This is a genomic window from Schaalia georgiae DSM 6843, from assembly GCF_000429245.1.
In the GTDB taxonomy this organism is placed as follows: Bacteria; Actinomycetota; Actinomycetes; order Actinomycetales; family Actinomycetaceae; genus Pauljensenia; species Pauljensenia georgiae.
The window spans coordinates 128711-153380 of the sequence record NZ_KE386870.1; the positions used below are offsets into that span (position 1 = coordinate 128711).

Below are 24670 nucleotides of genomic sequence, written 5' to 3' on the forward strand. Positions count from 1 at the left end.
AACAACACCCACCACAAGAGACGAACACCACACACGACCAGATCTGCATCACGGACAACCCGCACCCACATCGCGGACAGCGCGCCTCGGATCACAAGCTCAACCGCTCGCTGGTCCGGGTGCGGTTATCCTGCTCAACTGTTTCTATAGACGTACTACGATAGACGTGCTATGTTTGTCGTGTGGTTGGGAGTGCCCGGCCATGGCCTCGTGAACGGAAGGAGGAATCGATGATCAGCGCCGACGCGATCAGGGGGTACATCGACCTCATCGTGCTGGGGCTGCTGCGCGAACGCCCGTCCTACGCCTACGAGCTGGCCAAGACGATCAGCCAGGTGTCCCAGGGGCAGTACGCCATCAAGCAGACGACCCTCTACTCAGCGCTCAAACGACTGGAAGGGCAAGGGGTCACCGAGTCCTACCAGGGCGTCTCAGAATCGGGCAAGACCCGCACCTACTACCGCCTGGGCCCCACCGGCCAGGCCTACCTCAACGACAAGATCGCGGAATGGGCCGACACCAAGGACCTCGTCGACCGCTTCGTGGAAGGAAGAGAATGATGGACACCATCGACAATTTCCTCGACGCCATGTTCGCACCCTACCCGGCCTCGACGCGCCTGGCCGACGCCAAAGCCGAGCTGCGCGCCATGATGGAGGACGCCTACGCCGACGCCATCGCCTCCGGCATGACGCACAACGAGGCGGTCGGCCGTGTCATCACCGACTTCGGGAACCTCCAGGAGATCGCCCCCGTCCTCGGCATCGCCGACGACCTCACCGCCGTCAACGGGGCAGCCCAGCCGGAGGCCGCCCCCGCGCCGGCCGGGGCCGACGGGACCGGGGCCCCGCACCGCCCCCGCGTCACGCTCCCCGAGGCGCAAGAACTCGCCGAAGCGCGCAGGCGCGGGGCCGCCGGCCTGGGGCTCAGCGTCGCCATCCTGGTCTCGACGGGCATCCCCATGTTCGCGCTCCGGGGGCTGACGGAGGTCGGCCTCGTCCCCTTCAACGAGGACACGGCCACCTTCCTCGCCCTGGGTGCGGACCTGCTCCTCGTCGCCCTCGGCGTCATCATGCTGCTGTCCAGATCCCGGTTGTTCGCCAACGTCAAACACCTGGTGAACCTGGAGTTCACGACCGACCCCATCGTCACGGCGTGGGCGGCCAGGCTGCGCCTCGAGCACGAGGACCGGCGCGTGCGGCGCCTCGCCATCGCCGTCGGACTGTGGATCTGCGCGGCACTGCCGCCCGCGCTCGTCCGAGCGCTGCCGCCCATCGGCATCGGCATGGCCGTGCCGGCGGGCGCCGACAACGGGACGCTCAACGGCGGTGACCTGTCCGAGCTCGCCCTGGCGCTGTCGGTGGCGCTCGTGGCGCTCGGCCTGTGGATCTTCCTGCCCGCCAACTGGGCCGTGCAAACGCAGCAGACCCTCGTCCGCGAGGGCCGCCAAGGGTACGACTACGACGAGGAGGACTACCGCGACCCCGTCATCGGGATCGTTGCCAGCGTCTACTGGCCGTGCGTCGTCGTCGCCTACTTCGTGTGGGGGGCTGTCTTCGACCAGTGGGACAAGTCGTGGGTGCTCTTCCCCATCTCAGGACTGCTCTTCGGGGTCTTCGCCGCAGCGCGGACGTCGGTCCGCCGCGCCAAGGCCGGTCCCCAGTAGGCGGCGCCAAAAAACGCGCGGCACCCGGGTGGGACCCACCCGGGTGCCGCGCGTCCCCGCCCGGTGCTGCCGCCCGCCCGGCGCGCGACTGGGCCGCCTGGCCGATGCGCGCGGGGCCGCCAGGAGGCGGCAGGGGCTCAGGCCCCCTCCTGCTCTGGCGCGCGGTACTCGCTGTAGTGGGGCGGCAGGGGCTCAGGCCCCGTCGGCCCCTTCCGCCTCGGCGCTCGTGCGGCGAGTCCACCGGTACAGCAGTGCGATGGCGCCTGCGAAGAACGCGACGCCGACCACCTGCCCGACGGGGGCGTACCCGTCGCCGATGAAAGGCAGCGCCAGTGGCGCCTCGGAACCCGTGGCCCCGGCGATGCCCGCGAAGACCACGCCGAAAAGGGACTCCCCGACAATGAGCCCAGTGGCCGTCAGAGTGCCGAAACGGCGCGCCCGCCCCGGTTCCGGGCGCCCATCGGCCCACCGGTTGTAGAAGAACCCGATGAGCCCCCCGACGGGGATGAGGATCGTGAGCGACGACGGCAGGTAGATGCCCATGCCCACCGCCAGGGGCGGCAGGGCGAGCCTCCCCTTCGACAGGGGGCGCAGCGCCTCGTCGATGCCGATCACCACAGCGCCGATGACGGCTCCCAGGCCGAGCAGGCCCCAGTCGATCCCGCCGCCGAGCACCCCCTGCGCCAGGGACGCGATGAGCGAGGCCTGGGGCGCGGCGAGCGCGCTCTCCCCCGCGCCCGGCATCCCCTGGAAACCGAAGCTCGCCTGCATGAGGCCCAGGACCGGGGGGATCACCAGGGCGCCGAAGACGACGCCGATCACCAGTGCGACCTGCTGCTTCCACGGCGTCGCCTCCACCAGTTGACCGGTCTTGAGGTCCTGCAGGTTGTCGTTCGCGATCGTCGCGATGCAGAAGACGATGGCCGCTGTGAACAGCGTGTAAGCGACCAGCGCCGTCGTCTCCTCGGCGGACGAGCCCGTGCCGTGGACCAGCAGGACCGCCAGCGCAGTGATGACGACCACCAGGATTCCCACGCCGGAGACCGGGGAGTTCGACGAGCCGATCAGGCCCGCCATGTAGCCGCACACCGCTGCCACCAGCAGGCCCGCGGCCAGGATGAAAACCACGGAAACGGCGATCAGTGCGCCCATGTTGTGCGCGATGGCCGTGCCCGACGCGAAGAACCACAGCAGGACGCCGATGGGGAGCATCGACGCCAGGATCGAGGCCATGACCACACCCGCGGGGATGTCCCTCTCCGTGCGCGCCACGCTCCCGCCCCCGTGCCTCGCGCGCGAGGCGGCCACCGACTCGCGCATGCCGCGCACGATCGGGACCATGATCTTCACGAGGGTCCACACGGCGGCCACCGCCATGACCCCCGCGCCGATGAAACGCACGTCGGCGCGGAACACCGTGCCCAGGGCGTCCTCCAGGCCGTCGCCCCCGTCCAAGGAGCCCGAGGCGAAGTAGGGGAGCAGCACCCCGTAGGAGAGGAGCATGCCGACCAGCATCGCAATGCCGACCGTCATACCGACCAAGTGGCCGACGCCGATGAGCGCCATCGACAACGACGACCCCAGCATCGTGCCCGTTCCGCCCAGCCGGAACGCGGCTGAGATGCTGGTCGCCGCGATCTTCAGGTTCGACAGCAGACTCATGAGGGACGAGGCGAGGGCCCCGAGGACGATGGCGACAAGCCCCCGCCTGTTGTCCTCCCCGGCCCCGTGGGCATCACCGACTTTGAGGATCTCGGCGCCCGCGACGCCCTCCGGGTAGGGCAAATCGGAACCGGTGACCAGGGCGCGGCGCAGGGGGATCGAATACATGACGCCCAGGGAGCCGCCCAGGGCGCACACCAGCATGGTCTGCCAATAGGGGAAACCGGTCCACCACCCCACGATCACCAGGCCCGGCAGCACGAAGATCACGGCCGACAGGGTTCCAGCGGCCGAGGCGATGGTCTGGACGATGTTGTTCTCCTGGACTGTGTGGTCGCTCCACAGGCGCAGGACCGCCATCGAGATGACGGCCGCGGGGATCGAGGTGGCGAAGGTGAGGCCGACCTTCAACCCCAGGTAGACGTTCGCGGCGGTGAAGACGAGGGTGATGATGCCGCCGATCACGATGCCGCGGATGGTGAGTTCTTTGAGCGGGGCCGGGCGGCCCGCCTGTGGCGCGGACACGGGGTTTCCTTTCACAGCGCGGATGTGTGTGCCAGGCCAGCCTAAGGCGGGGCACGGATTCTGGCAGCGCGGGGGCGGTATGTGGGAGGCTGTGACAGTGGAGCGTGTGCCGCGACAAGGGCGCGGCGTGTGGCTCTGGGGTGTGTGCCGTGGCCGCCAGATTGCCCGCCCTGCGTCGCCGCCGGGGCGGCTCCCGGTGGAGCGGCCCCCGGACGGCCGGGGCGCACAGTTCCCGGGACGGCAGCGCCGACGTGTGCGAAGGGTCGCAGCTCCTTGCCCGACTTGCGCGACCGCGGTCCGCTTACGCTACTATGGCCGGGTAGGGTAGCGTGTCCGAGCGGCCGAAGGTGCAGCACTCGAAATGCTGTGTGGTGTAACAGCCACCCTGGGTTCAAATCCCAGCGCTACCGCCACGGGAAGCCCCGCGGTCCCAGCCAGAGGTTGGGGCCGCGGGGCGTTCTTGGTTCAGGAGTAGTCGCGAGGATCGATCGATGCCAGGAAATGCTCGCGTTTCATGGAGGTCGTCCAAATCCGGGCCTTCGTCTTGATGCTCCCGAAGGTTCGTCTATCAGTGGGGTCGTACCATTTCGCAGCTTCGACCTTCGTGGATCCCAAACCGTTCGCTTCGTCAAGGGCAGGAGCGAGGTCCGTGTCACGTGAGGCGAGGACAACGACATCGAACTGCCCTGATCGGGCAAGCCTGACAAGCGCTAACGCGCACATCACGTCAACGCCCTTCTCCCGGCGACTTGAACGGATTGGAACTTTCTTCCCGTCGATCCATTCCCACTCGTATTTGAGCGGGCGCAGCGTCACGGAGACGGTTCCGGCATGACCGCTCTGCCAGCGCTCTTGTTGTTCCATATTCCTTCGGTACGCGTCAGCGTCGTCGTCAACGATCGGGAGTCCCCTATACACTTCGACACGAGAAATCTCGGCCTCGTGCCGCCCATCGCTGTTGCGTGCCTTGGCGAGTTGCTTCGCGAACCTGAAAGGTTCGATCAGTCCTTCTTCGATCGGGCGACTGGGGAAGTAGAGCTGAGATGCTGTGAGATGGACATTCTGATAGTCGATGACGACGGCCATGCGCGCGGCCGCTGCGCCTCCCGCGAATAGAATAAACCCCGCCAATCCCGAGAAGGACGACGGGGAGCTATGCGCTCATTCTATGGTCCCGGAATCACCCGCGCAAGTCGGCCGCATCGCAAGGGCCGGGGCCCTCCGGGTGCTCCCGTGGCGCCTCGGGCGCCGACTCCAGCACCCCGCCGGTGAGGGTGCGCAGCAGCTCGTCGCGGTCCGGCTGCGGGTATCCGTCCACCCAGGGGTATCGCTCCAGGATCTCGTCCACGCGGTCCTCGTCCAGCATGCGCGCGATCTCGACGACCGTCGCCTCGTTGGGCGCGTGGAAGCTCCGCGGCGGCAGGGTGTCCACCTCGACGTCCTCGATGGACAGCCACAGGGAACGGCTCACCGAGACCGCGATGTCGCCCTTGGAGAAACTGACGTCGACGTGCTCGTCATCGGTGTTCACCAAATCCGCGAGCAGCGCGGGAACGTCGTCGGGCCCGCCGTCGGAGTCCCCGCCGAACACCCAGAGGAAGTACAACACAACAGCCCCAATCCCAGATTGACCGGATGGGCCCAGTGTAACGCCGACGGTTGTGCGGGGGCGGGTCTGCGCGGATGCGGAGGGCGTCGGCCGCCCGGGGCCCATGTGGCGAGGTGGAGGGCTCCCCGCCCTGGCCCGGCGAGGTGGAGGGGACGCTGGGCGGGGACTGGGGAAGCGACCGGGTCCGCCGGATAACAACGAGGCGGCGGGGCCGACTGGAATGGCAGGGCCCGCCACAGGGGTATGGGTGTGAGTGGATTGTTGGCGCGGTGCGAGCCGCCGGACAGGGGAGGGCAGCTGTGAGGGGGCGGCGCCCAGTGGCCCCGCCCCCTCACTTCACTCACCGCCGACGGGCCAGCGCCCGTCGGCCAGCGCGGCGGCGCCCAGCGGCCCCGCCCCCTCACTCACCGCTGAGGCGGTGCGGGCGTCAGTTCTGCCACCAGCCCTTGACGGTGTCGACGGCCTGCGCGCCCAGGCCGGCCAGGGCCTCGTGGGCGTTGACCAGGCGGGAGGCCAGGCGGGCGCCGTTGAAGCGCTCCTCGGCGTTCGCCCAGTTGACGACGTTCCACCAGGCCTTGACGTAGTCGGCCTTGACGTTGCGGTAGTCGAGGTAGAAAGCGTGCTCCCACATGTCGATCATGAGCAGCGGGACGGTGGCGACGGGGATGTTGCCCTGCTGGTCGGTGAGTTGCAGGGTGACCAGGCGCTTGCCGACGGTGTCCCACGCGAGGACCGCCCAGCCCGAGCCCTGCAGGCCCAGGGCCGCGGCCGCGAACTGCGCCTGGAACTTCTCGAAGGAGCCGAAGAACTCGTCAATGGCGGCAGCGAGCTCGCCCTCGGGGCGCGAGGCGCCCTCGCCGGTCATGTTCGTCCAGAAGACCGAGTGGTTCACGTGGCCGCCAAGGTTGAAGGCCAGGTTCTTCTCGAGGAGGTTGATGGCGGCGAAATCGCCGGATTCGCGGGCGGCCCCGAGCTTCTCGAGGGCGGCGTTGGCGCCCGCCACGTAGTTCGCGTGGTGCTTGTCGTGGTGCAGCTCCATGATGGTGCCCGAGATGTAGGGCTCCAGAGCGGCGTAGTCGTAGGGCAGGTCGGGCAGGGTGTAAACGGGCATGGCACTCCTTATGCGTAGTCCTCGATCTCAGCCTAGTACTTTAGTCCCGGTATTGGAGGTGGGTAGTGGGACAGGTCATAAGATGTGGTGCCTGTTCCGTGTCTGTTCCGCCCCCGGTTGCCTTCCGGCCGGTTCCCGCCGTCGGGAGGACCAGAATGCGGGGCGCTTTTCCCGTACCAGCGCTCCTGCCCGTATCAGTGCCCTCGGCGCGCGAGGCGCAGGCCTGCGGCCCCCATCCGTCCTGGCGCTGTCCCCGATCAGTGCCCTCGGCGCGCGAGGCGCAGGCCTGCGGCCCCCATCCGTCCTGGCGCTGTCCCCGATCAGTGCCCTCGGCGCGCGAGGGGCCGCAGCAGCGCCCAGGCGAGGGCGAGGAACCCGCCCAGCGCCAGGCCGAACACCCCCGACAGGAACGACTCCGCGCACCACTGGGCGAAGCCGCCCACCCCGGCGATCGCGTGCTCGGCGGCCGCCACCACGTGGTGGGGTCCGGTGGCCCCCAGTTCCGCGAGGCTCTCGATGACCAGGTGCCCGCCGACCCACAGCATCGCGACAGTCCCCACGACGCCGATCGCCCGGAACACCCGGGGCATGGCCCTGACGATCACGCGGCCCACGTTGTCCACAGGGCCGGGCCGGTTCTCCATCGGATCGGCCGCCTCGCCCTCCGGCGCGCCCGCGCGCGCCAGCCGCAGCCCGAAGTCGTCCATCTTCACCAGTACCGCCACGAGCCCGTAGACGAAGAAAGTCATGAAGAACGCCACCGCGATGAGGATCGCGACCCGCCTCGGCGCCGACTCGCCGGTCAGCCCCGCCATCGACACGAGCATGATCTCCGATGAGAGCACGAGGTCGGTGCGCGTCGCCGAGGCGACGATCCTCCTCTCCACCTCCTGCGGCGCGGTCGCGGAGCCCTCCTCGGGACGGGTTCCCGCCCCGTGGTGGGGGAGCAATTTCAGGGCGGACAGGACCTTCTCACCGCCCTCGAAGCACAGGTAGGAGCCCCCCGCGATCAACAGGACGGGCAGCGCCCACGGCGCCAACCACGTGAGCGCCAGCGCGACCGGCAGGATGATGAAGAGCTTGTTGATCAGTGAGCCCTTCGCTATCCGCCCGATGATGGGCAATTCCCGGTCCGGGGAGAGGCCCTGCACGTACTGCGGGGTGACTGCGGTGTCATCGATGACGACGCCCACCGCCTTCGACGATGCCTTGACGGCGCCCGCGGCGATGTCGTCCAACGACGACGCGGTCGCCTTCGCGAGCGTCGCGATGTCGTCCAGGAGCGCCACAAGGCCGCTGGGCATGGGTATCCTCTCATCTGGTCGGGCCGGTCGCGCGAGCAGGCGCGCTGGAGTCCTCAGCGCCAACGGGCGCCTCGCCCGCCGGGTCGGGGCGATTATACCGGCGCGCCCGCCCCGGAGTCTCGGGAGTACCGCCCCGGGGGCCGCCGCCCGGCAGTCGTGGGCCGCTGCCTGGAACCGCAGGACCCCGGCTCCCGGGAACAGTGGGGCCGCCCCGGGGCCTGCGGATCTCCACCCCGGGCTGCGGGGCCCTCGGCTTTGAGTCGCGGCGGCCTGGCCCTAGTCTGGAGGCATGACTCACTCCTCGACGCCGGTCCCCGTGCTCGACATCGACCTCATCGACTCCCTGCGCGCCGACCTCGGCGCCTCGGAGTGGACGGTGGACCGCATTAACACGGCGCTCAGCGCCACCGCCAAAGACGCCATGATGCGCGGGATGCGCGTCCCGGCCATGCTGGAACTGGCAGGATCGCACGACCCCGCCGCCGTCCTCACCCGCTTCTTCATGCTCGGCGCCGACGAGGCGTCCGACGTCCTTGACGCGGCGCTGCCCTCCCTCGGCGCGCGCGGCCTCGTCCGCCTCGGGCTGGCGGGCCCCGGCGGGACCGAGGGGGAGGCCGGGGTGGACGGGGCGGGCACGCCCCCGCGCCTCGCCGCCCTCTTCGACCTGCGGCCCCACTCCGCCTCCCTGCCCGACCCCGACGACCCCGCCTCCCAGCGCGAGCACCAGTGGTGGGTCGCCTCGGACCTCGGGGAGGATGTGACGGGACGGCCCCTGGACGAGGACCATGTGCTCGGCATCGGCGGGGCGTCCCTCAGCCTGCTCGGGCAGACGATCCGCGAGCGCGTCGACTCCGCCCTCGACCTGGGGTGCGGCTGCGGCATCCAGGCCCTGTACCTGGCGACCCACTGCGGGCGCGTCGTCGCCACCGACCTGTCGGCCAGGGCCGGGGCGCTCACCCAGTTCAACGCGGCGCTCAACGGCGCGCCGATCGACGTGCGCGTCGGCTCCCTCTTCGAACCGGTGTCGGGAGAATCCTTCGACCTCATCGTGTCCAACCCGCCCTTCGTCATCACCCCGGACACCGTGCGCGCGGGCGCGGGCTTCCACGAGTACCGCGATGGCGGTATGCAGCGCGACGAACTGGTGGGCTCCCTCATCCGGTCCGCGCCCGACCACCTCGCCCCCGGGGGCACGCTGCAGATACTGGCGAACTGGGAGATCCCCGCGGGCGCCGACCCCGATAGGCTCTGGTCCTCGCGCGTCGAGGACTGGTTGTCGGGGCTGGGGGTCGACGCGTGGGTCGTCCAGCGCGACGCGCTCGATCCCGCGCAGTACGCGGAGATGTGGATCCAGGACTCGGGCGGCCACCGCATGTCCCACGAGGCGTTCGAGCGCGGGTATGCCGCGTGGCTTCGGGATTTCACGGCCGCGGGGGTCGGCGCCATCGGAATGGGCTTCCTCGCCGTGAGGCGCCCGGAGCCCGGGGAGGGGGAGTGCGCGCCCGGCGGTTCAGACCAGGACGCCGGGGGCGGTCAGTGGCTCCCCGGGGGCGGCAGGGCGGCCTTCGACCTCGCCCTGGAGGGGCGCGTCCCGCGGGGAGTGGACGTGGCCTGGGCGCTGCGCTCGCTTCGCGCCCCGTGGACCTGGGACCTGGCGCTCACGCGCGCCCCGGACGTGCGCGAGGAGAGGCGTTACGTGCCCGGTTCGCCCGACCCCTGTCTGCTTGTCCTCCACCAGGGCGCGGGCCTGGGGAGGTCCGTCCCCGTCTCCTCCGCTGTCTCAGCCATCGTGGGGGCGTCCGATGGCGCTCTCACGGTCGGCCAGATCGTCACCGCGGTGGCAGCGCTGACCGACCGGGAGGCCGACGAAGTGTGGGACGAGGCGCGGGAGCCGCTGGCCGAACTCATCCGGTGGGGGTTCCTCACCTTCTGATGCGCGGCCCGCGGGCCCCGGTCCGCGGGGCCGGCCGCCAGCGCCCTGGCCAAGGCGCTGCGCGCCCTGGACGCCCTGCCGCACGCACCCACGCGCCTCGCCCGCGAGGCCGCGGAAGCCCTCAGCGCTTTTCCGTCCCCTCCAGCCGGTGGAGGCGGCCCCACCACTTAGCGATCAGCCACTCGTCATGAGTGGAGACAAGCAGGGTGCCTGTCCACTCGCGTAGCGACTCCTCGAGGGACTCCAGCGCATCCAGGTCCAGATAGTTGGTGGGCTCGTCGATCACGAGGACACGGGGGGCGGCGCGCGCCGCCCACGCCAGCTGCGCCCTGCGCTGGTTCCCCGCGGAGAGCTCACCGAGCGGCCGGTTCCACGCCGCCGGGGGCACGAATCCCTTCCCGGCCTCCCCGACGCCCAGGCGCCACGCCTCGCCGGGGACCAGGGGGTCGCCGGGTCGGGGGAGCTCCTGGGGAACGAGGACGACCCCGGGGGAGGCGTCGATGCTTCCGTGCCCCCCGCTGCTGGGGGCTCCGCGAGCAATCCACTCCAGCAGGGTGGTCTTGCCCGACCCATTGGGGCCCGTGACCAGGAGGTGCTCGCCGTAGCGCGCCTCGAAGGAGGTCGGCGCGAGGCGTCCCTCCACCGACGCGGCGCGGACGGACAGCGCGATGCCCGCGGGACGCGGGCGCGGCGGTGCGCCAAGGGCAGTGGACCCTGTCGGGCGGGGGAAGGAGAAGGCCGCCTCGTCGTAACGGGGCTTGGGGACTTCGTGGGACGCCAGGATGGCCAGCCTACGGGAGTCGTCGTTGATGCGCCGCGTCGAGGTGGCCTGGGCGCGGTCGGCGTAGTACTTCTGCGCCATCCTCGTCTCCGTGCGGGGCTTGAAGCGCGCGTGCCCCACCACCGCCGAATCCCGCCGGTGGGCCGCGAGTCGGCGTTTCTCGGCCTGCTGCTCCGCGTGGACGGCGGCGTGCCGCGAACGTGCGGCGGCCTTGTCCCGCAGGTAGTCCGAGTAGGACCCGCCCACCCGGTACGCCCCGAAGTCCGCGAGCTCCCCGCCGGCGACCGCAAGCGCCCGCCACGGCGCCGGATCCAGGTCGAGCAGCGCCGTTGCCGTGCGCTCGATGAAGGTCCGGTCGTGACTGGTCATGAGGACCGGCCCCTGCCAGCCGTCGATGGCGCGCGCCAGGTGATCGCGCCCGTTAGCGTCCAGGTGGTTCGTCGGCTCGTCGAGGATGAGGGCGTCCGGTCGTTCGACGAGGGCGAGGGCCAGGCGCAGGCGGGCGCGCTGCCCCGGGGAGAGGGAGGCGAGGGGGCGGGAGCGGTCGACGCTGCCCAGGCCGAGGCCGTCCAGGGTCTGCTCGAGGCGTGAGTCGATGGTCCACGCGTCCCGCGCGGTCATCGCCGCCAGGACGCGGTCGTACTCCGCCTCGTCGCGCGGGGAGGCGCCCTGGGCGAGGCGCTCGGTGAGGGAGTCGAAGCGCGCCGCCAGCCCTCGGGTGCCGCAGGTCGCGGCCTCGATGGAGCGCGCGACGGTGTGCGCCCCCTGTGCTTCCGCGGCCGGAGGGAGCGGCGTGGACCTCGGTGGCGTGGGCGAAGGGGGTGCTGCTGACGGCGGGACCGCTGCGGGAGGAGGGGCCGCTCCGGGCGGCGGGGCCGGGAGGAATGCCGCGGCCGGAGGGACAGGCGGGGCGCTGACCGTCCCGGAGTCCGGCTCGAGCAGCCCGGCTGCCAGGGCGAGCAGCGTCGACTTGCCGATCCCATTCGGGCCGACGACGACCAGGCGGTCGCCGGGCCCGCATGCGAAAGAGACATTGTCGAGAACGGGCGTGGCGCCGTAGGAGAAGGAGACGTGGGAGAAGAGGATCGTGGACATGGCGCACCTGTGGGAGGAGGGGAGGGGGCGGGGCGTCATGTCAGGAAGCCATGCGTCGATTATACCGGGAACAGGACGCGCAGTGTTCCAAAATGCGTCTGAGTTCCGGAGTATTTCTACGGCAGCGGGGCGGAATGTTCCAAAATGCGTCTGAGTGTGACGGTTTTGGGCTGTTTTCCCCGATTTTGGGTGAACTCAGACGCATTTTGGACCACACGCTCGGAGGGCCTCCGTTGTCACCCGAGACTCAGACGCATTTTGGACCAGTGTCAGCCGAGAGCGCCGGGAGCGCTGGGGGCTGCTTGGGGGTTGGGCCTCACCCCTGCCTCTGCGTCTGGGCCGGCGGCGCCACTATGCGCCGTAGTGGTAGCGGCGGGAGGCGCCGTGGACGGACTGCGCGTCACTGGTGATCCAGTGGACGAGGCGGTGGCGGCTGTCGATGCGTTTGGACCGGAATCCAGCGAACCCGTTGCGCGAGGGACTCGGGCTTCCTGATTCCCCTTCGGTCGCTGACGGCATGGTCGAGGACTTCGGCGTAGTGCGTCCGGGACTTGGAGTGGGCCATCGTCTTCATGAGGGCGTTGTGCGTGAATCTATACAGGGGAGGGCGGGGAAGGGCCGTGCTGGCCTCCTCCCCGCCCCGTGAACATGGGTGAGCTGCTTCCAAATGACTCCTTCGTCTGTCTCGGGCGGTGCTCCGCGGTGTCAATACGATCCTGGTGCTTCCATTTGGCTCCTTCGTTCGCCTCAGCGGGCTTTTCCGCCTCCTCTGTCTGACAGCATCGAGTGTAGGGGGCCAACCTTGGGGAACGTGTTGAGGCAGCCGTGAGAATCCTGGGATTCCAGGGCATCACGACTTGATGTACGTGGCCCCGTCCTTCGTCCACTCGCGGATCGCGGGGATGGCGGCGGGCACTTGCCCCAGCCACGCGGGCAGCGTGCCCTCGACGAACTCGTGGTTGGCCAGCGACCGGGCGCAGGCGAAGAAGTCCACGCCAGCACGGGCGGCCGCCTCCATTTGCGCGGTCCAGTCGTTCGCGCCCTGGAGGGCGTAGACGCCGGTGCCGTTGACGATGACGACGATCCCCTTCGCCAGGCCGAGTTGTGTGAGGTTGCCGAGGTTCGACAGTGCCGCTGGCCACCGGGCGATGTCTGAAACGTGGAGGATGTAGTCGTAGTTCATATTGCTCTCTCCTGTGGAATGACGTGGCGCGAGTGGAGTCCCCGGCGGGGTGCAGGGGAATGCTACCGCGCCACAACATCGCCAGGTACAAGGAGTTCGTTGCGCACTCGAGGGATACAGGGGAATGCTACCGCGCCACGACCGCGAGGAATAGGAATAGGGGGCGGCCAGGACCTTGCGGGGCCGCGGCGTGGGGCTTAGTGGATTCGTCGGGCACGGACGGCACTCGCGCGGGGCGCTGCGTCCGAGGCCTGGGCGGCCGTCAGTGGCCGCGGTGGCGCGCCCGCGCCTTCGCGCGTTTGAGCCGACGTTTGTCATCCGCCGCCTTCCGCTTCTTCTGCTTGGCGTCTGCGGCCCGGCGCTGCGCCGAGCGCTCGCGGTCCGCGTGGATCGCCGCTTGCGAAGCAGTCGATGGGTGCGCCTGGCGGGCGAGGCGGGACGCCTGGCGCTGCGCGCGCTTGGGATTGGGCCGCTTCGGCTGGTGCTCGGGACCAGCGGGGACGACCGCGGCCTCGTCGAGGCGGCGCGTGAGTGCGTTGGCGTGGGCGAGCAGGAACTCGTACAGTTCCGCGTCCGAGGGCTGTGCGCCGAACACGATCCGAACCGCTCGGACACGGCCCTCCTCGTGGCGCTCGATGACGACGACCCAGAACCGGCCGTCGAAATACAGTGTGGACTCCGTCTTCATCATGTGTCTCCAGGCGCACCGAAGTGGACCTGATGACGCTGGATTCTGCTCGGGGCAGCGACGGATGCGGGGCATCGTCCAGACTTCCCACTGGACTGTGCGGTTCGCGTACCAGGACTGACGCCCCATTGTACGTCCTGCGCCCTCGGGGCGCGCAGCGCCGACGCCGTCCAGCGCGGGTGGACCCGTTACCGCGACGTGCTCTCCGTGCGCGCAGCGCCGACCGCATCGGGGATGCGGCGCTGGTGGTACGACCTGCGCCCTCCGGGGGCGCGCCCTTGTCCGGGTGGGACGCGCACCCCGCCCCCGCCCCGAAGCCTTCTACGCCGACGAGGAGGGTGCCGCCCCGTCCTCATTGCCGCCCGTCCCCGGGCGCTACCGTTCCGGGCGGGGGCCCGCGGCGGCCCCGAGGATGTCCTCTGCGTCCTCCTCCAACAGGAAGGACAGTAGTTCCGAGGCGTTCTCCCGCCCCTCCCCCTCCCATAGCCTCAGTCCGAGGACGGTGTTGATGAGCATGCCCCGCGCGAGGAAGAGCGCCGCCTCGTCCGCCTCGAGTCCGTGCTCGTGGCGCAGAACGCGGTAGATCGAGTCGAAGCCCTCCCTGGCGAGCGGTCCGAAGACCGGGTGGGCGCCCATCGTGTAGAGGTTCATCGCCATGAGGAGCTTGGAACGGTCGGCGACGAGTTCCAGGTAGGCGTCCCCCAGCGCGCACCGGATCTGCTCCGACGAGGCGTCTGGAGGGATGGGCGCCGAGCGGAACGCCTCGCGCACCGCCTCGAAGGTGTGGGCGGCGGCCTCGGTGTACAGTGACTCCTTCGACCCGAAGGTCCGCACCACGTAAGCCTGGGAGACCCCGGCTTCGCGGGCGATGGCGTCGGTCGTGGCGCCCGCGTACCCGCGTTCCCCGAACACGTGGACGGCGGCCTCGAGCATGAGGCGGCGCCGCTGTGGCGCGGGGAGGCGTTTCGGTGCGGGGGGCGGCATGGTGGTCTCCGGGGCGGTGGGGGTCTTGGTGTGAATCGTAGCGGTAGGGGGTGCCAGGGGCGCCTCAGTGCTGGGCGTGGGCGCGGACCCGGGCGGTGAATGCCGCCCGCCGCTCGGGGGTGTCCTTCTGGGTGTCCATGTTGCCCAGGATGAGGGCGCCCTTCGGGCGCATGCCGTTGAAGGCTAGGACCATGTGCTTCCACCGCGACAGCGGCCCTCCGTAGAGGCGGTAGAACGCCGCGGGCGCGCGGCTGGTGACGATGAGGGAGGCGGTCTTCCCCTTGAGGAGCCCGTGGGGTTTGGGGTCGTAGCTGTAGGAGAAGCCGGGGGTGAGGACGCGGTCGAGGAAGCCCTTGAGGACCGCGGGCTCGGCGGACCACCAGATGGGGAACAGGAAGGTGAGGTGGTCGGCTCGGCGGATCATCTCCTGGTAGCGCTTCGGGGCGGACTCGTCCTCCATGTGCTGGCGGTACCCGTAGCGGAGCACAGGGTCGAAATCCTCCGCGGACAGGTCGATGGTCTCGATGTCGTGGCCGTGTTCGCGTGCGGCGGTTGTGTAGGTATGGGCCAGCTGTGCGGAGAAGCTCTCCGGGTCGGGGCTGCCCTGGATGGCTAGGATGCGCATCTCTCCTCCTATGGTTGTAATCAACTGATTACAACCATAGGAGGAGAGATGCTTGTGCGCAAGTGGGAACGTGGTTCGGGGGTGTGGGGTGCGTCTCGAACAGTGGGCGAGGCGGGGGTGTGGGCGGTTGGGCGCACTGGTGGGCCGGGGCCGTTGTCGGCCGGTGCGGCAGCAGTGCCCCGCATTGGGGCAGGAAACGGTGCATTGGGGCAGGTTAATAACCTGCCCCAATGCGGGCTAACCTGCCCCAATGGGTGTTTTCAATGCGCATTCCCCGGCTCTGGTTGGCCCGCTCTGCCTGATTGGCTGTGGCAGGAGCCTTTGTGGGGCCGCGGCAGAGGGCGCCTCGATGGGGTCTTGGGCGCCCCGCCGCGCCCGGGAGGGGCCGGGGCAGAAGGCAAGGTGCCTGTCGTCGGTTCGGTTTTCGCAGCGATACCGCCAGTGTGACCCGGCTGTCCGAGGGGCCGGTGCCCATTGGGGCGTGTTTTCACAGCGATGTCGACGCTTGTACAGCAATACCACACTTTGCAAGCGTTATAACGCTTGCAAAGTGTGGTATCGCTTTGAAAACTCAACTTCGCTTGCAAAACAGCCCCCACACCCGCCCAAGGGGGGAGGCTTCCCTTTGAGGATGCAATATCCCTTGCAAAGCGGCACGGGTCTGGCCCGCCCTGCCTGATGGCCTCGTAGATGCCATGTCTGGTCAGGTGCTGGTCTTCGCCGCCCGCCGCCCTGCTTCAGTCGAGCTTGTTGTTGAACCTATGGTTCCCGGGCCTCTTCGTCGTGCGGGCGCGGATCTGGTCGTCGATCCAGCGCTCCCAACCGGTCGCGCGCTCGCGCTCCTGCGGGCCCAACGGCTCGGCCCCGCCCAGGGCGATCATGTCGTCCGCGATCAAGAGTTGCGGGCCGGGCACCTGCATGTCCCACGGGACCACAGCCCAGGGGCGGCCCGGGCTCAGCAGGGCGAGGCCGCGGTTGCGGTCGTGGAGGTCGTTCCATCGCTCAGTCTCGCCGCCCTCGGAGAACCACCACCACCGCGTGAGGCAGAACGCCTCCCACAGCTGCGCCCAACTGGAGTACTGCTGGCGCAGCGCCCAGTCGATGAGGGCGAGGGTGTCCCACGCCTCGGCGGAAGTCAGCCAGCCCAGCGCCGCTCCGTTGCGGGCGAGCATGGCGGCGCGGATGAGGTCCCACGCCGTGTAGTCGATGTTGCGGATGTTCCGCTCGTTGTTGCGCATCCGCTCCATGCGCCACAGGGCCTCGGCGTGCGACTGTGACGTGGCGGCGTCGAGGCGGAACTTCGCTGCGTCCGCCTCGGCCAGCTGCGGGTCCGACCAGCGGTCGCGCTCCGCCGCGAAGGTGGAGCGGTGCCCGTCGGTCAGCAGGCTGTGCAACTGCTCGAGCAGTTCGGCGCGCGACGTGATGCCCCAGTCCCGCTCGATCATGGCGCGGTTGTCAGCGGGATCGGAGATGTCGAGGAGCTCCCATGGATCGTGGTGGCACAACGAGTAGGGGGCGACGACCGCGATGAGGCGGTGGTGCGCGGCAGGGGTGAAGCGCGCGGGATTCGACGTCCACACCGGCATGTGGTGCTGGTTGAGGGAGGCCCACTCCTTCGCGTCCCCCGCCGCCCTGACGTCGTCGGGCACCGGCGGCGGGGTTCCGAACTTGCGCGTGAGGTGGGCGCGCCACAAGAGCACTCCGATGATGATGGGGGAGATGAGGACGATGGCGATGCCAACGCCCACAAGGTTCATGGTGGTGGTGCTCATGGTCTCGATTCTTCGGAACGTGCCTGCGGGACGACTGGGCAGGGGGCGGACGTGTGGCGATCATTATACGGAAAGGGGCCGAGGCGGGGGCGCCTCCCCCGCGTCCGGGCCGAGCCACCGCGGGGCAGGCGGGCGGAAGCCACAGCGTCTGAGGCCGGGGGACGATGCTGGCACCCGGGCCGCCGAGGGGGAGGAGGGTGGAAGTCACAGTACGCAAACGCTTCACGGGCGTTGTAAGGTCTGCGTAACGCCCAGCGGCCACGGAGCCGCGGGCGCCACTCATAACGACCCACCCCGAGTGCACGGAAGGACGAGCATGGCGGCGAGCAAGCTGGTGATCGTGGAGTCCCCCGCGAAAGCCCAGACGATTGAGGGCTATCTGGGCCCCGACTACCATGTGACGGCCTCCATCGGGCACATCCGCGACCTGCCCCAGCCCAAGGAACTCCCCGACACCATGAAGAAGGGCCCCTACGGGCGCTTCGCCGTCAACGTCGAGGACGGGTTCAAGCCCTACTACATGGTCAACCCCGACAAGAAGAAGAAGGTCACAGAACTGCGCAGGCTCCTCAAGGAGGCCGACGAGCTCTACCTGGCCACTGATGAGGACCGCGAGGGGGAGGCCATCGCCTGGCACCTGCTGCAGGTCCTCAAGCCCAAGGTCCCCGTCAAGCGCATGGTGTTCCACGAGATCACGAAGGAGGCCATCCAGCGGGCCCTCGACAACACGCGTGATCTGGACACGGACCTGGTGGACGCGCAGGAGACCCGCCGCGTCCTCGACCGACTCTACGGCTACGAGGTGTCCCCCCTGCTGTGGCGCAAGATCCGGCCCTCCCTGTCGGCCGGCCGCGTCCAGTCGGTGGCGACGCGCCTGGTCGTCGACCGCGAGCGCGACCGCATGGCCCACGTGAGCGCGTGCTACTGGTCGATCGACACCCGTATCGAGTCGAAGGGCGGGGAGTTCTCCGCCCGCGTCACGCACATCGACGGGCGGCCGGTCGCCACCGGCTCCGACTTCACGGAGGCCGGCTCTCTCAGCGCGAAGGCCCTCAAGAACGGCGCCGTCCACCTCGACGAGGCGCGGGCCGGGGCGCTCGCGGAGGCGCTTGCCGCCACCGCCGACTCGGTGGTCGATTCCGTGGCCCACAAGCCCTACCGCCGCCGCCCGGCGGCGCCCTTCACGACGTCGACCCTGCAGCAGGAGGCGTCGAGGAAACTGCACTGGAACGCCTCGTCGACGATGCGCACCGCCCAGTCCCTGTACGAATCCGGTTACATCACGTACATGCGCACCGATTCGACGGCGCTGTCCAGCCAGGCGGTCGGCGCCGCGCGCGCCCAGGCGGCGGAGCTCTACGGGGAGGCGGCGGTGGCCGACAAGCCGCGCGTGTACGGCACTGCTTCTAAGGGCGCGCAGGAGGCGCACGAGGCGATCCGGCCCGCCGGCGACCACTTCCGCACCCCCGCGCAGGTGGCCTCCGAGTTGAACCGCCAGCAGCTGGCCCTGTACGACCTCATCTGGAAGCGCACGGTCGCCTCGCAGATGGCCGACGCCGTCGGCTTCACCGCGACGATCCGGGTCGCCACCGGGGTCGCGTTGGACGACGGGCGCCACGACGTGGTGTCCTCCGCCTCGGGCACTGTCATCACCGCGCCAGGCTTCCGCCTCGCCTACCAGGAGGGCCGCGACCGGGGGCGCTACGACGCGGAGAAGGCGGACTCCGACTCGGAGAAGACCCTGCCCGACGTGTCCGAGGGGGACGCGGCGCAGGTGCGCAGCGCTGTGCCCGACGGGCACGAGACGCAGCCCCCGGGGCGCTACACGGAGGCCACCCTCGTCAAGACCATGGAGGAGCTCGGCATCGGGCGCCCCTCCACCTACGCGGCCACCATCCAGACGATCGGCGACCGCGGCTACGTGACGCACCGCGGCCAATACCTGGTCCCCACGTGGCTGGCGTTCTCCGTGACCCGCCTGCTCGAGGAGAACCTGGCGAACCTGGTGGACTACGACTTCACGGCGTCCATGGAGGGGGACCTGGACCGCATCGCCGCGGGCGAGGAGAACGGCGCGGACTTCCTCTCCGGCTTCTTCTTCGGCCCCGACGGCTCGGGCGAGGCGGGCGGCCTGCGGCACGACGTGGCCTCCCTGGGCGACGACATCGACGCGCGCGCCGTGAACTCGATCGATCTGGGGCGCGGGGTGACCCTGCGCGTGGGCCGCTACGGGCCGTACTTGGAGAAGGCGGACGGCGCCCGCGCCAACGTTCCGCCGGAGGTGGCCCCCGACGAGCTGGACGACCAGCTGGTGGACCAGCTCTTCGCGCGCGCCGCCGATGACGGGCGCGAGCTGGGCGTCGACCCGGACAGCGGCCACACGATCATCGTCAAGGACGGGCGATACGGACCCTACGTGACCGAGGTCCTCCCCGAGCCCGAGGGCGGCGACGGGGCGAAGGCCAAGAAGAGCGCCGCCAAGCCCAGGACCGCCTCCCTGTTCAAGACCATGGACATCTCCACCGTGACCCTTGCCGAGGCGCTCCAGCTGCTGTCCCTGCCGCGCGAGGTGGGGGTCGACCCGGCCTCGGGCGAGACGATCACCGCCCAGAACGGGCGCTACGGCCCCTACCTGAAGAAGGGGTCGGACTCGCGCACCCTGGCCGGCGAGGACCAGCTCCTGACGATCACGCTCGACGAGGCCCTGGCTATCTACGCCCAGCCCAAGACCCGGGGGCGCGGCGCGGCCCGGCCGCCCCTGCGCGAGTTCGGCGACGACCCGATCTCCGGCAAGAAGGTCACCGTCAAGGACGGGCGCTTCGGCCCCTACGTGACCGACGGGGAGACGAACGTGACGGTCCCCAGAGCCGAGACGGTCGAGGATCTGACCGCCGAACGCGCCTACGAGCTGCTGGCTGACAAGCGCGCCAAGGGCCCCGCCCCGAAGCGCACGCGCAAGAAGGCGAGCACCAAGACGACGAAGAAGACGACGGCGAAAAAGACCGGGGCCAAGAAGACGACTGCCAAGAAGGCGGCGCCGAAGAAGAGGGCCACGGGGAAGGCGGCCGACGGCAAGTAGTCGTCGGGCGCTCCCCGCGCGGCGGGCCCTCCCGCGCAGTGAGCGGCGGTCGCCGACGGCGGCTTTTCCCCCGCGAGCGGGCCAGTGCGCCGTCGGTGTCGGTGCCGAGGGCGAGGGGAACGCGTTCTCCGTGCGGCGGGCCGGCGGTCCGGGTGGGCGCGTCCTGCGCGGCTCACGCGTTTCGGCCGGTGGCGTGGGAAGATAAGCCCATGCATCTGACCAAGGGGAGTTCCATGAGTCCGCGCGGAGTCTTCATCACTTTTGAAGGCGTTGACGGCGCTGGCAAGACCACGCAGATCCGCAATGCGCGCGAGTGGTTCGAGGCGCGCGGCTTCGAGGTGGTGATGACCTGCGAACCCGGTGGGACGCCCCTGGGGGCGGAGCTGCGGCGACTGGTGCAGAACGGGCCAGACGACATCGACCCCCGCACGGAGGCGCTGCTGTACGCGGCGGACCGCGCCTACCACGTCGCCACCGTCGTGCGGCCCGCCCTGGCCAGGGGCGCCGTGGTCCTGGGGGACCGCTACATCGACTCCTCCCTGGCCTACCAGGGGGCCGCCCGCAGCCTCGGTGTGGACGAGATCGCCGCGATGTCGGCGTGGGCGACAGAGGGGCTGAGCCCCTGCACGACTTTCCTGCTCGACTTGCCGCCCGAGGTGGGGGCGGGCCGGCGCACCGACGCCCCCGACCGGATGGAGCGCGAGTCCGCCGACTTCCACGAGCGCGTGCGCCGCGAGTACCTGCGCTTGGCGGACGCCGAGCCCGATAGGATCGTCGTCATCGACGCGGTGGGCACTCGCGAGGAGGTGTTCTCCGAGATCAGGGGCGTCCTCGTCGAGCGCTTCGCGGACAGCGCCCCCGTGTCCGGCGCCCCGTCCGGCAGCGGGGGAGGCCCCGCGCCGGCCCAGCCCTCGGACCCGGAGCGCGGCGCGCCGGCCCCGGTCCGCGACGGAGCGGACGACTCCCCCGACCAGGCGCCCGCCAGCAGGGGAATCCCCGAGCCGGAGCGCGGCGCGCCAGTGTCAGACCAGACCTCGGACGCGGATCGAAGCGCGTCGGCCCAGGAGGACGGGACCGGGGACGAGGCGGCCCCGGTCCGCGACGGAGTGGACCACGGCTCCCGGGGAGGGAAGCCCGTCGGGGACCGGTCCCCCGCCCCCGGTAAGGCCCCTTCCGCCCCGGCCCCCCTCCTCGGCGAGGCACAGGGCGCGCTGTGGGAATTGTGATGGACGGTGTCTTCTCCGGGCTGATCGGGCAGGAGGCGGCGGTCGCCGTCCTGCGCGAGGCTGCCGGGTCCGCGCGCGCGATCACCGCTGCGGGGGACGGGGAAGGGGCTCGGGCCATGAGCCACGCGTGGCTCATCACGGGCCCGCCCGGGTCGGGGCGCTCCGTCGCCGCCACGGCCTTCGCCGCCGCGCTCCAGTGCACAGGCGAGCCCGTGGGGTGCGGCCAATGTCCCGGCTGCCGGACGACGCTGGCGAAGACCAACGCCGATGTGGTCTTCGTCGCCACCGAGACCTCGATCATCACCGTCGACACCGCGCGCTCCCTGGTGCAGCAGGCGCAGAGCTCCCCCTCCCAGGGGAAGTGGCGCGTCCTCGTGGTCGAGGACGCCGACCGTTTGGGCGAGTCCGGGGCGAACGCCCTGCTCAAGGCCATCGAGGAGCCCCCCGGGCACACTGTGTGGCTGCTGTGCGCGCCGAGCCCGGAGGACATGATCGCCACGATCCGTTCGCGCTGCCGCCACCTGGGGCTGCGTATCCCCCGCGCGGGCGCCGTCGCCGACCTGCTGGTGGATGAGGGCGTCGCAGACCCGGAGACGGCGCTGGAAGCCGCGCGCGCCGCGCAATCGCACATCGGCCTGGCCAGGGCGCTCGCCCGCGACCCGCAGATGCGCCAGCGCCGCCGTGAGATCGTCACGGCCCCCGCGCGCGTGCGCAGCGTCGGTGAGGCCGTCATCGCCGCCGGGAGCCTGCTGGAGACCGCGAGGGCACAGGCGGACGCGCAGGTCGGCGAGCGCAACGCCCGCGAGAAGTCCGAGTTGCTGCGCCAACTGGGCATGGACGAGGGGGAGCGCGCCACGAAGCAGTCCCGCGCGCTCCTCCGACAGCTCGAGGAGGACCAGAAGAGGCGCGCCAAACGCGCCCTCACCGACGCCCTCGACCGCGCCCTGGTCGATCTGCTCGCCATCTACCGGGACGTGCTCATGGTCCAGCTGTGCTCCGGGCAGGAGCTCATCAACACGGATCTGTCCGACCTGGTCCACGGGATCGCCGCCGACTCCAGCCCAGCGCAGACCATGGCGCGCATCGACCACATAGAGCAGGCGCGCAGACGGCTCATCGCGAACGGCAACGTTCTGCTGGTCCTGGAGACGATGGTCGTCTCCCTGCGGCCACAGGCCTAGGAGCACCGCTACTATTGCCCCATGAACACTCGTCAGATCTGGGCGACGGTCGTCGCCGTCGTCGCCGTCGTTGCCGTTGTCTGCGTCACGGGCTTCTACTACGGGTGGTTCGTTCCGCTCCAACTGGAGGGGGCAGCGGGCCCAGTCTCCTCCTGGGCGCCCCGCGGTGATGGGACCGACGACTACTACTCCCAGAAGCTCGTGTGGGGCACGTGTGACGGCGTCACCCTCAACGAGGACGAGGGCGAGAACACGAACGACCCCACCGTCTACCAGTGCGCCAGGGTGAGGGCGCCCCTGGACTGGGACGTCCCGTCCGGTGAATCGATCGAGCTCACTGTCGCGGTCCGCCGGTCGGGGAAGGCGAACGCTCCCTTCCTCTTCGTCAACCCGGGCGGCCCCGGCGGCGCCGTCGTCGAGAGCCTGCCCTACTACGCGGGGTCCCTCCTGGGCAAGAAGGTGGTCCGGGCCTACGACATCGTCGCGCTGGATCCCAGGGGCGTCGGGCAGTCGACGCCCGTGAGGTGCCTGACCGATTCGGAGCGCGATGACGTGAACACGGGCGGGGAGGGCGGCTCCGACGGCGCCGACCTGACGCCCGACGAGATCGTCGCCGCGGCCAAGGACGAGTCCGCCGACTTCGCCGCCGGCTGCGAGCGGATGACCGGGGAACTGTACAAGCACGTGGACACGGTGTCCGCGGCCAAGGACTTCGACATGATGCGCGCCCTGGTGGGGGCGCCCACCCTCAACCTGCTCGGCTACTCCTACGGGACGTTCCTCGGCGCCACTTACGCGGGCCTCTTCCCGGACAAAGTGGGCCGCTTCGTGCTCGACGGCGCGGTCGATCCCGCTGTGGATATCAACGAGATGACGGCCATGCAGATGCGCGGCCTCGACGCCGCCATCCAGCACTGGATCGACGACTGCCAGGCCGGGCCGCGCTGCCCGCTGGGCAAGTCCCACGCGGACGGGGTGTCGACGCTCGTGTCCTTCATCAAGGCGCTGGAGTCGCAGCCCATGCGGACACGGGACCCCCAGCGCCCCCTCACCTCGAACCTGGCCCTCTCCGCGATCTACGGGGCGATGTACGACACGTCGTGGTACCCGACGCTGACTGAGGCGGTGAGCCGGGCGATCTCGAACACCGACGGCAGCGCCCTGCTGGAGATCGCGGACCTGCTCAACGAGCGCAACGACGACGGGACGTACAGCGGGAACTCGCTGGACGCCCTGGTGGTCGTCAACAACCTCGATTACGGGCCCGTCGGAACGGTCGACGAGTGGGCGGCGGCGGCCAGCGCCCTCGAGGCGGAGCTGCCGATCATGGGGTCCTACGGCGGGTACCCGTCGGCGGGCCTGGCGGCATGGCCGACCACCCACGCCGAACGCGCCCCGATCGCGGCCGCGGGGGCGGCGCCCATCGTGGTCGTCGGGACCACGCACGACCCTGCCACCCCGTACCCGATGGCGCAGGCCCTGGCGTCCCAGCTCTCCAGCGGGGTCCTGGTCTCGGTCGAGGGGTGGGACCACACGTCGTACAAGAGGGGCGGGAACCAGTGCGCCGTGGACGCGGTGGAGAAGTACCTGGTGGACGGGACGGTCCCCCAGTCGGGCCTCATGTGCAAGTGAGGGCGCCTGTGACGGGAACCATGTGATGGCCGCCCGTTCAGGTTTGCCTCGGGCGCGCCGTGCCATTAGAGTTGTGCCGTTGCCCCAGCGCCCCTTGACGGGGAGGCGGGGCGCGCCGCCTTAGCTCAGTCGGCAGAGCGATTCACTCGTAATGAATAGGTCGTGGGTTCGATTCCCACAGGCGGCTCCCAGGACCCCGCGCTATCGCCGATGGCGCGGGGTTTTACGCGTGCTGGCACCCCGGGGGCGCTCGCGGGCGGCCCCAGTCCGCCGCGCGCAGCTGTTAGCCGCCGGACGCAGTCGCAGCGCCGCGGGCCACGGCGTTATTCCATTGCGGGGGCCGTTCGTGAACCTTCCGACGAACGGGCGGAAGCACTCGCTTTTCTGGGACTTAGGGACCATGATGGAGGAGTGTCCAGGGGGCCTGCGAGCCCCCGTCCCCCGTGGTCCGGCCCCGGCACCGGCGCCGGACCCGCCAACCCAGACAAGGAGATCCACTATGACTGTTGAACCCACCGGTTTCAAGGCTTCCGACGTCCTCGCCGGCGAATTGCAGAAGGTGCTGGTGGACGCCACCGCCCTGTCCCTGGTGGGCAAGCAGCTCCACTGGAACA

The 24670-nt window shown here is 70.1% G+C and carries 19 protein-coding genes, 2 tRNA genes and 1 pseudogene; 10 read left to right on the forward strand and 12 right to left on the reverse strand.

The window, feature by feature from the left end:
* Positions 1-230 precede the first annotated feature (230 nt).
* Positions 231-560, forward strand: a complete 330-nt coding sequence (locus G447_RS0109115) for a PadR family transcriptional regulator (RefSeq protein WP_026430816.1) — start codon at positions 231-233, stop codon at positions 558-560.
* Positions 557-1666, forward strand: coding sequence for a permease prefix domain 1-containing protein (locus G447_RS0109120; RefSeq protein ID WP_026430817.1), 1110 nt, complete (start codon positions 557-559; stop codon positions 1664-1666). Before G447_RS0109115 ends, G447_RS0109120 begins: the two co-directional genes overlap by 4 nt.
* A gap of 192 nt (positions 1667-1858) precedes the next feature.
* Here the strand turns inward: G447_RS0109120 and G447_RS0109125 are convergent, their stop codons facing one another.
* Positions 1859-3853 (reverse strand): OPT family oligopeptide transporter, encoded by a 1995-nt coding sequence (locus G447_RS0109125; protein ID WP_026430818.1) that lies wholly within the window; start codon positions 3851-3853, stop codon positions 1859-1861.
* Positions 3854-4176: 323 nt separating this feature from the next.
* Here G447_RS0109125 and G447_RS0109130 point away from each other — a divergent pair.
* A tRNA-Ser gene (locus tag G447_RS0109130) sits at positions 4177-4266 on the forward strand.
* A gap of 52 nt (positions 4267-4318) precedes the next feature.
* On the opposite strand, the gene G447_RS12125 is transcribed toward G447_RS0109130, so the two are convergent.
* The 4 genes from G447_RS12125 to G447_RS0109150 form a co-directional block, all read right to left on the reverse strand.
* The gene (locus G447_RS12125) at positions 4319-4939 is read right to left on the reverse strand and encodes an NYN domain-containing protein (protein ID WP_081491421.1); all 621 of its coding nucleotides are present in this window, start codon (positions 4937-4939) and stop codon (positions 4319-4321) included.
* A 94-nt stretch (positions 4940-5033) separates the two neighbouring features.
* Positions 5034-5462, reverse strand: coding sequence for a hypothetical protein (locus G447_RS0109140; RefSeq protein WP_026430820.1), 429 nt, complete (start codon positions 5460-5462; stop codon positions 5034-5036).
* 427 nt (positions 5463-5889) lie between these two features.
* Entirely contained in the window at positions 5890-6573 is a 684-nt protein-coding gene (locus G447_RS0109145; RefSeq protein ID WP_005872550.1) for a superoxide dismutase, read from the reverse strand.
* A 320-nt stretch (positions 6574-6893) separates the two neighbouring features.
* The gene (locus G447_RS0109150; protein WP_026430821.1) at positions 6894-7877 is read right to left on the reverse strand and encodes a DUF808 domain-containing protein; all 984 of its coding nucleotides are present in this window, start codon (positions 7875-7877) and stop codon (positions 6894-6896) included.
* A 289-nt stretch (positions 7878-8166) separates the two neighbouring features.
* Between G447_RS0109150 and G447_RS0109155 the strand changes: the two genes are divergently transcribed.
* Entirely contained in the window at positions 8167-9810 is a 1644-nt protein-coding gene (locus G447_RS0109155) for a DUF7059 domain-containing protein (protein WP_026430822.1), read from the forward strand.
* Between the two features lie 121 nt (positions 9811-9931).
* On the opposite strand, the gene G447_RS0109160 is transcribed toward G447_RS0109155, so the two are convergent.
* The 7 genes from G447_RS0109160 to G447_RS0109185 all read right to left on the reverse strand — a co-directional run bounded on the left by G447_RS0109160 (position 9932) and on the right by G447_RS0109185 (position 16938).
* Complete coding sequence (locus G447_RS0109160) at positions 9932-11686, reverse strand: ATP-binding cassette domain-containing protein (protein ID WP_026430823.1); 1755 nt, start codon at positions 11684-11686, stop codon at positions 9932-9934.
* 351 nt (positions 11687-12037) lie between these two features.
* Entirely contained in the window at positions 12038-12205 is a 168-nt protein-coding gene (locus G447_RS12900) for a type II toxin-antitoxin system YoeB family toxin (protein ID WP_081697896.1), read from the reverse strand.
* Positions 12206-12536: 331 nt separating this feature from the next.
* Positions 12537-12869: a DsrE family protein gene (locus G447_RS0109165; RefSeq protein ID WP_026430824.1), complete on the reverse strand. Its 333-nt coding sequence runs from the start codon at positions 12867-12869 to the stop codon at positions 12537-12539.
* Between the two features lie 262 nt (positions 12870-13131).
* Entirely contained in the window at positions 13132-13560 is a 429-nt protein-coding gene (locus G447_RS11470; RefSeq protein WP_034476974.1) for a YjdF family protein, read from the reverse strand.
* A gap of 372 nt (positions 13561-13932) precedes the next feature.
* A complete protein-coding gene (locus tag G447_RS0109175; RefSeq protein WP_026430825.1) occupies positions 13933-14541 on the reverse strand; it encodes a TetR/AcrR family transcriptional regulator in 609 nt (202 codons plus the stop codon).
* A gap of 64 nt (positions 14542-14605) precedes the next feature.
* A complete protein-coding gene (locus G447_RS0109180) occupies positions 14606-15166 on the reverse strand; it encodes an NAD(P)H-dependent oxidoreductase (protein WP_026430826.1) in 561 nt (186 codons plus the stop codon).
* 737 nt (positions 15167-15903) lie between these two features.
* Complete coding sequence (locus G447_RS0109185; RefSeq protein ID WP_026430827.1) at positions 15904-16938, reverse strand: DUF1266 domain-containing protein; 1035 nt, start codon at positions 16936-16938, stop codon at positions 15904-15906.
* A gap of 316 nt (positions 16939-17254) precedes the next feature.
* Between G447_RS0109185 and topA the strand changes: the two genes are divergently transcribed.
* The 6 genes and pseudogenes from topA to G447_RS12830 form a co-directional block, all read left to right on the forward strand.
* The gene (topA, locus tag G447_RS0109190) at positions 17255-20017 is read left to right on the forward strand and encodes a type I DNA topoisomerase (RefSeq protein ID WP_026430828.1); all 2763 of its coding nucleotides are present in this window, start codon (positions 17255-17257) and stop codon (positions 20015-20017) included.
* Positions 20018-20250: 233 nt separating this feature from the next.
* Positions 20251-21243, forward strand: coding sequence for a dTMP kinase (gene tmk, locus G447_RS11475; RefSeq protein WP_034476976.1), 993 nt, complete (start codon positions 20251-20253; stop codon positions 21241-21243).
* On the forward strand, positions 21243-22424 hold the full coding sequence (locus G447_RS0109200) for a DNA polymerase III subunit delta' (protein WP_026430829.1): 1182 nt from the start codon (positions 21243-21245) through the stop codon (positions 22422-22424). The genes tmk and G447_RS0109200 overlap by 1 nt, the downstream gene beginning before the upstream one ends.
* 21 nt (positions 22425-22445) lie before the next feature.
* Complete coding sequence (locus tag G447_RS0109205; RefSeq protein ID WP_005872495.1) at positions 22446-24056, forward strand: alpha/beta hydrolase; 1611 nt, start codon at positions 22446-22448, stop codon at positions 24054-24056.
* Between the two features lie 114 nt (positions 24057-24170).
* A tRNA-Thr gene (locus tag G447_RS0109210) sits at positions 24171-24243 on the forward strand.
* Between the two features lie 312 nt (positions 24244-24555).
* Positions 24556-24670: pseudogene (locus tag G447_RS12830) on the forward strand (DNA starvation/stationary phase protection protein); the annotation flags it as partial.

Bases quoted from the DNA above. Each gene is read 5' to 3' on its own strand.
- topA (WP_026430828.1), top strand. From the start codon at position 17,255: ATGGCGGCGAGCAAGCTGGTGATCGTGGAGTCCCCCGCGAAAGCCCAG.
- G447_RS0109145 (WP_005872550.1), bottom strand. From the start codon at position 6,573: ATGCCCGTTTACACCCTGCCCGACCTGCCCTACGACTACGCCGCTCTG.
- tmk (WP_034476976.1), top strand. From the start codon at position 20,251: ATGAGTCCGCGCGGAGTCTTCATCACTTTTGAAGGCGTTGACGGCGCT.
- G447_RS0109160 (WP_026430823.1), bottom strand. From the start codon at position 11,686: ATGTCCACGATCCTCTTCTCCCACGTCTCCTTCTCCTACGGCGCCACG.
- G447_RS12125 (WP_081491421.1), bottom strand. From the start codon at position 4,939: ATGGCCGTCGTCATCGACTATCAGAATGTCCATCTCACAGCATCTCAG.
- G447_RS0109200 (WP_026430829.1), top strand. From the start codon at position 21,243: ATGGACGGTGTCTTCTCCGGGCTGATCGGGCAGGAGGCGGCGGTCGCC.
- G447_RS0109115 (WP_026430816.1), top strand. From the start codon at position 231: ATGATCAGCGCCGACGCGATCAGGGGGTACATCGACCTCATCGTGCTG.
- G447_RS12900 (WP_081697896.1), bottom strand. From the start codon at position 12,205: ATGCCGTCAGCGACCGAAGGGGAATCAGGAAGCCCGAGTCCCTCGCGC.
- G447_RS0109185 (WP_026430827.1), bottom strand. From the start codon at position 16,938: ATGAGCACCACCACCATGAACCTTGTGGGCGTTGGCATCGCCATCGTC.
- G447_RS0109165 (WP_026430824.1), bottom strand. From the start codon at position 12,869: ATGAACTACGACTACATCCTCCACGTTTCAGACATCGCCCGGTGGCCA.
- G447_RS0109180 (WP_026430826.1), bottom strand. From the start codon at position 15,166: ATGCGCATCCTAGCCATCCAGGGCAGCCCCGACCCGGAGAGCTTCTCC.
- G447_RS11470 (WP_034476974.1), bottom strand. From the start codon at position 13,560: ATGATGAAGACGGAGTCCACACTGTATTTCGACGGCCGGTTCTGGGTC.
- G447_RS0109175 (WP_026430825.1), bottom strand. From the start codon at position 14,541: ATGCCGCCCCCCGCACCGAAACGCCTCCCCGCGCCACAGCGGCGCCGC.
- G447_RS0109205 (WP_005872495.1), top strand. From the start codon at position 22,446: ATGAACACTCGTCAGATCTGGGCGACGGTCGTCGCCGTCGTCGCCGTC.
- G447_RS0109150 (WP_026430821.1), bottom strand. From the start codon at position 7,877: ATGCCCAGCGGCCTTGTGGCGCTCCTGGACGACATCGCGACGCTCGCG.
- G447_RS0109120 (WP_026430817.1), top strand. From the start codon at position 557: ATGATGGACACCATCGACAATTTCCTCGACGCCATGTTCGCACCCTAC.
- G447_RS0109155 (WP_026430822.1), top strand. From the start codon at position 8,167: ATGACTCACTCCTCGACGCCGGTCCCCGTGCTCGACATCGACCTCATC.